The sequence below is a fragment of the Paenibacillus sp. JGP012 genome, assembly GCF_014203995.1.
Classification (GTDB): Bacteria; Bacillota; Bacilli; order Paenibacillales; family Paenibacillaceae; genus Paenibacillus; species Paenibacillus silvae.
On sequence record NZ_JACHKG010000027.1, the window covers coordinates 36,490 to 47,318 of the forward strand.

Annotated in this window: 10 protein-coding genes; 2 read left to right on the forward strand and 8 right to left on the reverse strand. The window is 47.2% G+C overall.

Going from position 1 to position 10,829, the window contains the following annotated elements:
• Positions 1-24 precede the first annotated feature (24 nt).
• From HNR77_RS23730 to HNR77_RS29990, 6 genes are all read right to left on the reverse strand, one after another.
• Complete coding sequence (locus tag HNR77_RS23730) at positions 25-693, reverse strand: sugar transferase (protein ID WP_311768668.1); 669 nt, start codon at positions 691-693, stop codon at positions 25-27.
• On the reverse strand, positions 690-1,598 hold the full coding sequence (gene galU, locus HNR77_RS23735) for a UTP--glucose-1-phosphate uridylyltransferase GalU (protein WP_184189829.1): 909 nt from the start codon (positions 1,596-1,598) through the stop codon (positions 690-692). Before galU ends, HNR77_RS23730 begins: the two co-directional genes overlap by 4 nt.
• A gap of 220 nt (positions 1,599-1,818) precedes the next feature.
• On the reverse strand, positions 1,819-2,502 hold the full coding sequence (locus HNR77_RS23740) for a CpsD/CapB family tyrosine-protein kinase (protein ID WP_184189831.1): 684 nt from the start codon (positions 2,500-2,502) through the stop codon (positions 1,819-1,821).
• A complete protein-coding gene (locus tag HNR77_RS23745; protein ID WP_184189833.1) occupies positions 2,483-3,235 on the reverse strand; it encodes a YveK family protein in 753 nt (250 codons plus the stop codon). Before HNR77_RS23745 ends, HNR77_RS23740 begins: the two co-directional genes overlap by 20 nt.
• A gap of 70 nt (positions 3,236-3,305) precedes the next feature.
• Positions 3,306-4,064 carry a tyrosine-protein phosphatase gene (locus HNR77_RS23750; RefSeq protein ID WP_184189835.1) on the reverse strand — a complete coding sequence of 253 codons (759 nt, stop codon included), beginning with the start codon at positions 4,062-4,064 and terminating at the stop codon, positions 3,306-3,308.
• Between the two features lie 152 nt (positions 4,065-4,216).
• Positions 4,217-4,390 (reverse strand): KH domain-containing protein, encoded by a 174-nt coding sequence (locus HNR77_RS29990; RefSeq protein ID WP_221443979.1) that lies wholly within the window; start codon positions 4,388-4,390, stop codon positions 4,217-4,219.
• 601 nt (positions 4,391-4,991) lie between these two features.
• Between HNR77_RS29990 and HNR77_RS23760 the strand changes: the two genes are divergently transcribed.
• Positions 4,992-5,360: a helix-turn-helix domain-containing protein gene (locus HNR77_RS23760; protein WP_110897135.1), complete on the forward strand. Its 369-nt coding sequence runs from the start codon at positions 4,992-4,994 to the stop codon at positions 5,358-5,360.
• Positions 5,361-5,468: 108 nt separating this feature from the next.
• On the opposite strand, the gene HNR77_RS23765 is transcribed toward HNR77_RS23760, so the two are convergent.
• Together HNR77_RS23765 and gltB are read right to left on the reverse strand one after the other, a co-directional pair.
• Entirely contained in the window at positions 5,469-5,621 is a 153-nt protein-coding gene (locus HNR77_RS23765; protein ID WP_184189839.1) for a hypothetical protein, read from the reverse strand.
• Between the two features lie 225 nt (positions 5,622-5,846).
• Positions 5,847-10,445: a glutamate synthase large subunit gene (gene gltB, locus HNR77_RS23770; RefSeq protein ID WP_184189841.1), complete on the reverse strand. Its 4,599-nt coding sequence runs from the start codon at positions 10,443-10,445 to the stop codon at positions 5,847-5,849.
• 120 nt (positions 10,446-10,565) lie between these two features.
• On the opposite strand from gltB, the gene HNR77_RS23775 reads away from it, so the two are divergent.
• Entirely contained in the window at positions 10,566-10,721 is a 156-nt protein-coding gene (locus HNR77_RS23775; RefSeq protein ID WP_184189843.1) for a hypothetical protein, read from the forward strand.
• Positions 10,722-10,829 lie beyond the last annotated feature (108 nt).

A 10,829-nucleotide genomic window follows, 5' to 3' on the forward strand; every position in this document is an offset into this window, starting at 1 on the left:
ACTCCAGCGGTTAATCAAGATTGGTCAAAAGGTATTACTTTTAATCATCACACCGATTGTTTTAAAAATAATCGTGATATCCATTTTGACGGATACGTTGGAAATATAGTGGAAGTCATACTGCAGATTGTGGTGAATAGGCTGCTTACGAGCCTCACTGACCTGCCACAATCCTGTAATTCCGGGCTTCACCAGAAAACGTCTGCGCTCCAGATCGGTATAACATTCCTCCACAATCCGTTTCATCTCAGGTCTTGGCCCGATAAAGCTCATATCTCCCTTAATGATGTTAAGCAGCTGCGGCAGCTCATCCAGACTCGTCTTACGCAGTATTCGCCCTAACCTTGTAATCCGTGGATCATAGCTGTCCGTTGGGGATAGGCCATATTTCGGTGCATCTGTATGCATCGTCCTGAATTTGTAGATGTTAAATTTGACTCCATTCTTCCCGTATCGTTCCTGCTTGAAGATGACAGGCCCTTTGGAATCCAGCTTGATCAAAATGGCTGAAAGCACCATGACTGGTAAGGTGATGAGCAGTAACAAAACGGCTATCACAAAATCGGCGAACGGCTTGATTACTTCCGTATACCCGCCAACACGTCGTGAGTAAGGCTGCTCAAGCAAGGCTGCATTCCCTTCTTTGACCAACATCTCCCCGCTCCCAAAGGTCTCCGGTCCTGTAAACTTCACAGACTATCCCCCCCAGCAACAAGCATTGAATTCATTTGCTCTTTCGTGAGAATCTCCTCAATGGCCATCAGCACAGGTGCGCGCAGCTCTTTGTTTCTGAGCGCGAAATCCAGTGTTGTGAGAATGTATCCCAGCTTCTCGCCTACGTCATATCGAGCTCCTTCAAAGTCATAGGCACTGATCCCTTCATCATGGTTCAGCTTCTGCAGTGCATCCGTCAGCTGAATTTCGCCACCTGCGCCTACATTTTGCTCCTCCAGGTATTCAAAAATTTTAGGGGTCAAAATGTATCGTCCCATAATCGCCAGATTGGAGGGTGCCGAGCCTAGAGGCGGTTTTTCAACCATACTGTTAACAGAAGATAACCGACCTTCGGTATGCAGCGGATCAATAATGCCGTAACGGTATGTTTCACTCGGACTCACCGTCTTCACACCAAGTACAGACTGCTGCACCTGTTCATACTGCTGGATGAGCTGTTTCAGACAAGGTACTTCCGAAACGACAATATCATCACCAAGCAGCACGGCAAAGGGTTCATTGCCGATGAAGTTTCGGGCACACCAGACGGCATGCCCAAGCCCGAGTGCTTCCTTTTGCCTTATGTAATGAATATCCACGTTGGAGGACTTGCGGACCTCTTCCAATAAACTGAGCTTGCCTTTTTCAAGCAAGTTATGTTCCAGTTCAAATGCACTGTCGAAATGATCCTCAATCGCACGTTTGCCCTTGCCCGTCACGATGATAATATCCTCAATACCGGAAGCAACGGCCTCCTCCACGATGTACTGAATCGTCGGTTTGTCCACAATAGGGAGCATTTCTTTAGGCATCGCCTTTGTGGCAGGTAAAAATCGGGTTCCCAATCCGGCAGCAGGGATAATCGCTTTTCTCACCTTTGTCATCGAAATCACCCTATCCATTTTTTATTTAACCTCGTGAAACCATGAAAACATGAAATTCATCATACATCATAGGGCATTGAACCCCTCCTCACATCACACCCTTGACGATTCACGTCTAAGGTACACTACCCACAGTGTGACCGAGTGCCTACCTTGATAGAGGTATAGTAGACATGACCTTTTAAAATGATATATAGGATCAGATCATCTGGCGGATACGTTATGCCTTTTCGCTATAGCTCATATTTCGGCTTTTCGGGAGCTGAACATTGTTGAGCACGGCACCCAGAATACGTGCATTTACATGCTCCAGATGGGCTTTGGCCTTTTTGACCAAATCTTTTTTCACTTTGCCCGCACTCACAACCAGAATGACACCATCGCATAATGAGCTGATAATCAAAGCATCGGTCACAGTAAGAACTGGCGGAGTATCAAACAAAATCACATCATATTCCTGCTTCAAATCCTCCAGCAGTGCCGTCATCTTGCGTGAACCAATCATCTCTGAAGGGTTAGGAGGGATCGGCCCGGAAGAAAGCACATGCAGTCCTTCCACTCCCGTCTCCCTGAGCACTTCTGTGACCTTGTATTGACTGGATAACACGCTGGTCAGCCCAACGTGGTTCGGGACATTAAACATGAGATGGACTGCTGGTTTACGCAGATCCGTATCCATAAGCAGCACCTTTTTCCCCTCTTGGGCATAGGTAACTGCCAGATTGCCAATCGTCGTCGTTTTTCCTTCACCTGATGCTGCCGAGGCAATCATAATCGTTTGAATCTGACTGTCTATCGATGAAAACTGAATATTGGTTCTGAGCTTTCGATAGGCTTCCGAAGAAGTAGATCTGGGATTAGCCATCGTGACCAGGCTTACTCTCTCATTGGTTAATCGTGACATACTGTCCATCACCTACCTGTTTTTGAGATGTTGAGGATTGCTTGAAACCACGGGTTTCTTCTTTTCTGATTTTCGAAATGACAGCAAGTGCAGGCAGGTTTAATTCTTTTTCCAGTTCTTCTTCTGTTTTCATCGTGTCGTCCAGATATTCGAGCAGGAATACAAAGCCTACTGCCAATAAAAGTCCGACAATAAAACTGATTAGAATATTGATGATGGGATTGACATTGATAGGTTTGGAGGAATCCGCAGGTTTGGCTTCACTTAGAATCGTTACGTTGTCTACCTTCATAATTACGGGGATTTGGGTTTTGAACACTTTGGCCACTGCATTTACGGTTTTCGCCGCTTTATCAGGCGATAGACCCGAAGCCGTTAAATTCATCACCTGAGATTCGTTGGCAGTAGAAGCCCGGATGTTCTGTCCGATCTGATTGCCAGTCATACCCAGATCAGGATATGCAGCTGCCACTTTATCAAGAATCGCGGAGGATTTAATAATCTCCATATAGGAGTTGATCACTTTGATATTGGTCTGAATTGTACTGATATCCAAACTCGGAACACCTTGAGCATTATAAGCCTGATTCACGATTAATTTGGCATTCGCTTCATAGATGGGTACCGTAAAGAAATAGTTTTTGACACCTGCACCGATGCAAGCCACAGCAACAAAGGCAATAATGATCCAAATTCGTTTTCGTAAAATGTGTATATATTCCTTCAGTTCCACTCCGTATTCCTCCCCTTCAAATCAGCTATAATATTGTGCTCATGCATTCGTTTGTTACCATGTTAGCTCTTTACCAGAACAAAAAGCGTCTTCTCCTGCACGTCGATTTTTCAGTCAAAATACGTTGATTCTCCCAAATGGATCTTGCATTGTCGTGCAAACGTTGCGTGTAACGGCGCCCAAAACGCTTTTCCAGAAATGGATAGATCGTATCCAGCCTAAATGTGCGACGTTTTGTATCATGCGCATCGGATGAAATGAAATGAAACCTGTTTTCTTTGCAAAAATGGAAACACCATTTCTGAACTTTTCGCCCGAAAAGTCCAGTGAAAGATTCGGCCGTGAGCTGGCATAGCCCGCCCTGACTCAAATAATCGGATAACAGCAACGGCTTTTTCAAAATAACAAGGTTGCGTTCCGGATGAGCAATAATAGGGGTGATTCCCGCGGTTCGCAGCTCATGCAGTATCTCGGGGAACTGTGAGGGAATATGACCAAAGGGCAGTTCCAGCAACATGTAACGGCTACCGGCAAGTGTGCAGCATTTCCCTGCATACAAGTCTTCAATCAGCCTGTCGTGCACCCTGATCTCCTGACCTGGAGCAATCTGCAAACGGATATTTCGTTTGCTCAGTTCAGCACGTAACCGTTGAACAGCCTGATTCACTACCAATGGTTCATTGTGGTAATATCCGTTCAGGTGATGCGGAGTTGCAATAATGGAGGTAATTCCTGAGGCTGCCGCCTTCTCAGCCATCGCAACGGACTGCTCCATTTGAACAGGACCATCATCCAGACCGGATAAAATGTGGCAGTGCATTTCAACCATATCCAAACTTCCTCAATGTATGCTCCTCCCCGCCCTGTTATTCATTGCGCAAATTCTTTTGGTGTTAAAGAACTAATGCATAACGCTATGAAATATAGTAAAATGGCGTTAAGTACATGCTTGTTCAGAAATTGTTCAGATTGAACTTTGTCCTATATGGTAAAATCAATGTAGTGATATGGTTTATACGGAGGAGAAGGGTTTGCTGCTTTCTCATAAGCAATCCGTGAAACCGCCTCAAATTCTACTTCAGCAAGCATTCGGTTTAACTGTCCAGTTATATATAGTGTCTGTTCTTTCTGAATATGCAGGTTCGAATGATACATGATGAGCTCTCCGAAGGGCTGTTTCCATTGAAGCTTTGCAGGAAGTCTGACGCATACATGGCTGTCTTCTACATCCAAACCTATGAGCATTTCTGATACAACTGGCAAGTTCAGGTCACTAAGGAAGGTAATCGCATGTATGTCCATACCCAATAACAGGACGGGACGTCTTTTGCGGTCTACTTTTCTCCCATGAAACTCCTGAATGTACATATGGACATTGGGTTTTAAATCGGCCCATTCCTGGACAATTTTTGAGTGCATGGTTTCATTCCTTTAGAATCAATTCACGTTCATGTTTGCCCTATTCCTTCTCACAGGTATAGTAGACGGGCAATATGGAAATACTTGAAATATTCAAATGATACATTTTGTAACTCTATACGTTCAATTTACGATACAATACGTATCATGTCAAGCAGTATTTGGACATGGTTCTTTTGATTTACGACAATATGAGATGTCCTTAGACAGACCTATTTACAAATGAAGTATATGAGACGAATGAGGCGTAGTACATTTGCAGGAAAGCTTGCCCTGATCAAAAACTTGGCTCAGGATGGTTTCTATATATATGATGGTGTTCAGGGGGAAATAGCTTATGAGCTACGGAAATCGCATTGCTGAATTAAGAGAACAGCGGGGACTTACTCAAGAAGAACTTGCGAGCTCCATTCATATTACCAGAGCGGCCCTCTCCCACTATGAGAAAAACCGGCGCAAACCGGATTTCGAGGTGTTAACAAGGCTTGCTGACATCTTTGACGTGTCCATTGATTATTTGATCGGACGTACCAAGCAAAGTGATATGGTCATGGATGAGGATGTGCGTGATTTCGTGGATGCACTTGAATTGTCAGATAAGGAAGTGCTTGAGCGCTTTGATCTGATGATTGATGGCAAACCCTTAACCGAGGAAGAAGCGCGCCGTTTTATCGCTTTTGTTCGAATGGAACGCAGTATGGATTAATTCATCCTCACACCCGAAAAGAAAACCCAGCTTCCGAGCGCTTCAACCTCCGGTACCTGGGTCTTTTTGTGTATCTTGAATTCCCTCCATTCACAAATGTGTACTGGGTCAAGAACGCTTGATGTTGGAGGAAACGAAATGGTTCAAACGCTCCGGGTCGATTCCGCATTGCAGTAAAATTTTCATGATGTCGATCTTGGTGGCTTCGACTGGTGTACCTGCCGACTTAGGATCGCCCATATTTGGATGCTTCATCTTCATTCCGCTAACCTCTCTTATCTTATACTTTCTCTTCACTCCAAAACTAAGCCTAATTATACTTGAGAACGTTCCTTGATGTTGTCGTCTCATGGCGAGAACGTTTTTGGAGCGGGTTCTAATTTTGTCGAAAGCAAAAAGGAGCCTTGCAGCGCCAGTTTAGCGGCTGTAAGGCTCCTTTTTGTTTTTTTATCTTTTATACACTTTTATATAGGAAAGAAAAATTCATTAACCTCCGGTACGTGCAAGCTCACGCATGTTGGCTTCAAATGCGGCGAGCAGAGCAGCTTCACCTGTCAGACCTGTCGCTTGCACACGCTCGATCTGTTCAGTCATACGTTTGAAGTCTTTTGGAATGACACGTACGAACTGATTCAGGGAATCCTGCCACGTATCCAGAATACGCTGACCTGCCGTACTTCCCGTAAGTGCTACGTGACGTTGAATCATGCCGCGCAGATCCGCACTTTCGGAAGCATCCTCAATGCGCTCCAGAAGAACCATTTCCAAGTTGCAGCGCTGCAGGAATGTGCCTTGTGGATCATACACATAAGCGATACCACCCGACATCCCTGCTGCAAAGTTACGGCCTGTATCGCCGAGTACCACCACGCGTCCACCGGTCATGTATTCACAACCGTGATCGCCCACACCTTCAACGACCACTTTGGCACCCGAGTTACGTACGGCAAAACGTTCACCAGCAATACCGCGAATGTATGCTTCTCCGCTCGTTGCTCCATAAAGCGCAGTGTTACCGATAATAATGTTATTTTCCGCTTCAAACGTCGCTTTTGGCGAAGGCATAACGATCAGTTTGCCTCCTGACAAGCCTTTACCCACATAGTCATTAGAGTCGCCTTCAACGGTGAGTGTCATGCCTTTTGGTACGAAAGCACCAAAGCTTTGTCCGGCTGAGCCAACAAATTTGAATTTGACGGTATCTTCTGGCAGGCCAGCAAGACCATATTTGCGTGTAATCTCACTGCCCAGAATTGTACCTACAGCACGATTCACGTTTGTGATAGGCAAAACTGCCTCAACAGGCTGACCCGATTCGATTGCAGGCTGTGCAAGTGGTACGAGCTGCTGCATATCAAGCGTCTCTTCCAGCTGATGGTTCTGATGCTGTGTGCGGTAACGCGCAGAGCCTTCCGGCATCTCAGGCACATGCAGCAATACAGACAGATCCACACCTTTTTTCTTCCAGTGGTCTACTGCTTCTACCGCTTCCAGACAGTCTGTACGTCCAACCATCTCTTGAATTGTACGGAAACCAAGCTCTGCCATAATCTCACGCATATCTTCTGCAACAAAACGCATGAAGTTGACCACATGAACCGGATCACCCATATAATTTTTGCGCAGTTCCGGGTTCTGTGTAGCTACACCAACGGGACATGTATCCATTTGGCAGACACGCATCATGATACAACCAAGTGCAACGAGTGGAGCAGTGGAGAAACCATACTCTTCCGCACCAAGCAAAGCAGCAATCGCCAGATCGCGTCCATTCAGCATTTTGCCGTCCGTCTCCAGTACGACACGATCACGCAGATTGTTCAGCATCAGCGTTTGATGTGTTTCAGCAAGACCCAGCTCCCACGGCATACCGGCGTGACGGATGGAACCTTGTGGAGAAGCTCCTGTACCTCCATCGTAACCGCTGACCAGGATAATATCTGCACGGCCTTTAGCTACACCCGCAGCAATCGTACCTACCCCGACTTCGGATACCAGCTTCACGTTAATTTCAGCACGCGGGTTGGCATTTTTCAAGTCATAGATCAACTCGGCCAAGTCCTCGATCGAATAGATATCGTGATGCGGTGGCGGAGAGATCAAACCTACACCTGGTGTAGAGCCGCGAACTTCAGCTACCCAAGGGTACACTTTACGGCCTGGAAGCTGTCCGCCTTCACCCGGTTTAGCACCTTGAGCCATTTTGATCTGAATTTCGTCCGCATTCACCAGATAATTGGATGTTACTCCGAAACGTCCCGATGCAACCTGTTTGATTGCACTGCGACGGGAATCACCGTTGCTGTCTTTTACGAAACGAGCCGGGTCCTCTCCGCCTTCACCTGTGTTGGATTTACCACCCACACGGTTCATGGCGATAGCGAGATCTTCATGTGCCTCTTTACTGATCGAACCAAAGGACATGGCTCCCGTCTTGAAGCGACGCATAATATTCTCTACAGACTCTACTTCCTCCAGCGGAATGGATGGTCCAACCGGCTTTAGCTTCAGCATCGAACGAATCGTCAGCAGCTGATCATTCTCACCTTGTACCAGCTTGGAGTACTTTTTGTACAGCTTGTAATCGCCAGTACGTACAGCATGCTGCAGCGTGTGGATCGTTTGCGGGTTGAACAAATGCTCTTCCCCATCGTTACGCCATTGGTATTCACCGCCGGAATCCAGCACTTTGTCATTGCCGTCCTTGTCTGTAAAGGCACGATTATGATGTGTCAATGCTTCTGCGGCCACTTCCTCCAGACCAATTCCCCCGATACGGGAAGGTGTCCATGTGAAGTAACGATCTACGAAGTCGGATTTCAAACCAACGGCTTCGAAGATTTGAGCCCCGCGATACGATTGAATCGTCGAGATTCCCATTTTGGACAATATTTTAATAACGCCTTTGGTTGCGGCTTTAATATAGTTTTTAACAGCTTTCTCGTGGGAGATGCCGCGCAGCAAGCCCTGCTGAATCATGTCATCCAGCGTCTCAAATGCCAGATAAGGGTTAACTGCACTTACACCATAACCCAGCAGCAGCGCGTAGTGGTGAATATCACGCGGCTCTGCGGATTCCAGCAGGATGCTGACTTTGGTTCTCGTTCCCTGACGAATCAGGTGGTGATGCAGCCCTGCAACAGCCAGCAAAGCCGGGATTGCTGCATTCTCGGCATCTACACCGCGGTCAGACAGGATCAGAATGTTATGTCCTTTGTCGATAACCCGGTCTGCCGCTTCAAAGAGCAGGTCCATCGCTTTACGCAAACCCTCCGCGCCTTCCGCAGCCGTGAAGAAGATCGGAATCGTCATGGAGCGGAAGCCCGGACGACGAACATGGCGAATTTTCGCAAAATCTTCATTAGACAATACCGGTGTATCCAGACGAATCTGGCGGCAGCTCTCCGGCTCAGGATTCAGCAGGTTGCGCTCAGGACCAATGGTTGTCGCTGTCGATGTAACGATCTCTTCGCGGATCGCATCGATCGGCGGGTTGGTTACCTGTGCAAACATCTGTTTAAAGTAGTTATAGAGACGCTGCGGACGATCCGACAGAACAGCCAGCGGTGCATCATAACCCATGGAGCCCGTAGCTTCCATACCTGTGGATGCCATCGGCTCAAGCACTTTACGCAGTTCTTCAAATGTATAGCCATAAGCCAGCTGCAGCTGTGTTACATTATCATGTTTTGGATCTGGCAGCTCCGGCGCTTCCGGCAGCTCACTCAGGTCCATCAAATGCTCATCCAGCCATTCCTGATAAGGGTTCTCGGCAGCAATAATCGCTTTGACCTCCTCATCAGAGATGATACGGCCTTCCTGTGTGTCCACCAGCAGCATACGCCCTGGACGCAGACGATCTTTATACAGAATATCTTCCGGCGCAATATCCAGAACACCCACCTCGGAAGACAGGATGATTCGGTCATCCTTCGTTACATAATAACGGGCTGGACGCAAGCCGTTACGGTCAAGCGTAGCCCCGATCTGCAAACCGTCAGTAAAGGCCATCGCAGCCGGACCGTCCCATGGCTCCATCATTGTGCTGTGATATTCATAAAATGCCTTTTTGGCAGGGTCCATATTTTCATCTGTGCTCCATGGCTCAGGAACCATCATCATTGCCACGTGTGGCAAAGAACGTCCGCTCAGATACAGGAATTCCAGCGTGTTGTCAAACATCGCTGTATCCGAACCATCCGGATTAATAACCGGTTTTACTTTAGCGATATCATCGCCGAACAGTTCACTTTCAAACAGAGACTGACGCGCATGCATCCAGTTTACGTTACCACGCATCGTGTTGATTTCACCGTTATGAATCATGAAACGATACGGGTGGGCACGTTCCCAGCTCGGGAAGGTGTTCGTACTAAAACGGGAGTGAACAAGTGCAATCGCCGATTCCACCAGCTCTTCCTGCAAATCCAGATAGAACTTGCCGACCTGCTCGGTTGTCAGCATGCCCTTGTAAACAACTTTACGACAGGACAAGCTTGGCAGGTAGAAGGACTCACCTTCCGCCTCATCTGCCGAATAACGAATAGCCAGTTCAGCACGTCTGCGAATCACATAAAGCTTGCGCTCGAAAGCCAGCTCATCCTTCACATCAGCCGATCTTCCAATAAACACCTGACGAACATAAGGCTTCGCGGCCAGCGCAGAACGGCCCAGCATCTCATCATATGTCGGTACATCACGGAAGCCGAGGAAGGTCTGTCCTTCATCCGCAATAATCTTCTTCAAGCTCTCTTCATGCGCTGCACGAACCACCGGATCATGAGACAGGAACAGCATGCCTACGCCGTAGAAGCCTTGTTCAGGCAATTCAAAACCAAGACGTACCGCTTCCTGTGCAAAATAACGATGTGGAATCTGAATAAGAATACCTGCTCCGTCACCGGAATTCGGTTCACTACCCTGTCCACCACGGTGTTCCATATTACTGAGCATGGTCAGTGCCTGACTAACGATATCGTGTGAAGGTACTCCTTTGATATGGGCAACAAAGCCCATTCCGCATGCATCTTTTTCGAACTGCGGGTCATATAGACCCTGCTTTGGAGGTAATCCGATGTGTCTCATGGAACGCAACCTTTCTATAATGAAGTATTTCGGAAAGATCAAGAACATTAGCAACAGGCAACAATAAAACGGGGGGAGCCGGCATTCCGCTTGCGATAAGCCTGCCTGCTGGATGAAGAGGTGACAGCCCAGGCTGTCTGTTCATTACCTGATATTGCGGCGATGACCGCGATTATTGCGAAGGAGCGCTGCCGCCGGGTCATTCCCGTAACAGCATCTATACAACAACATGCAGCCGTTGGCACGACTACGTGTGATGAAGAAACGTTTTTTTGATTACGTATGAAGCAACGTTTTTGATTACGTGTGAAGCGACGGTTTTGTTTGCTTGTTGTAAAGCAACGTTTGATTACGGATCATAAGGCGACGTTTTTTGATATAGTT

Excerpts from the sequence above, each read along its gene's own strand:
- HNR77_RS23740 (WP_184189831.1), bottom strand. The coding sequence starts at position 2,502 with ATGTCACGATTAACCAATGAGAGAGTAAGCCTGGTCACGATGGCTAAT.
- HNR77_RS29990 (WP_221443979.1), bottom strand. The coding sequence starts at position 4,390 with ATGTATCATTCGAACCTGCATATTCAGAAAGAACAGACACTATATATA.
- HNR77_RS23760 (WP_110897135.1), top strand. The coding sequence starts at position 4,992 with ATGAGCTACGGAAATCGCATTGCTGAATTAAGAGAACAGCGGGGACTT.
- HNR77_RS23765 (WP_184189839.1), bottom strand. The coding sequence starts at position 5,621 with ATGAAGATGAAGCATCCAAATATGGGCGATCCTAAGTCGGCAGGTACA.
- HNR77_RS23750 (WP_184189835.1), bottom strand. The coding sequence starts at position 4,064 with ATGGTTGAAATGCACTGCCACATTTTATCCGGTCTGGATGATGGTCCT.
- galU (WP_184189829.1), bottom strand. The coding sequence starts at position 1,598 with ATGACAAAGGTGAGAAAAGCGATTATCCCTGCTGCCGGATTGGGAACC.
- gltB (WP_184189841.1), bottom strand. The coding sequence starts at position 10,445 with ATGAGACACATCGGATTACCTCCAAAGCAGGGTCTATATGACCCGCAG.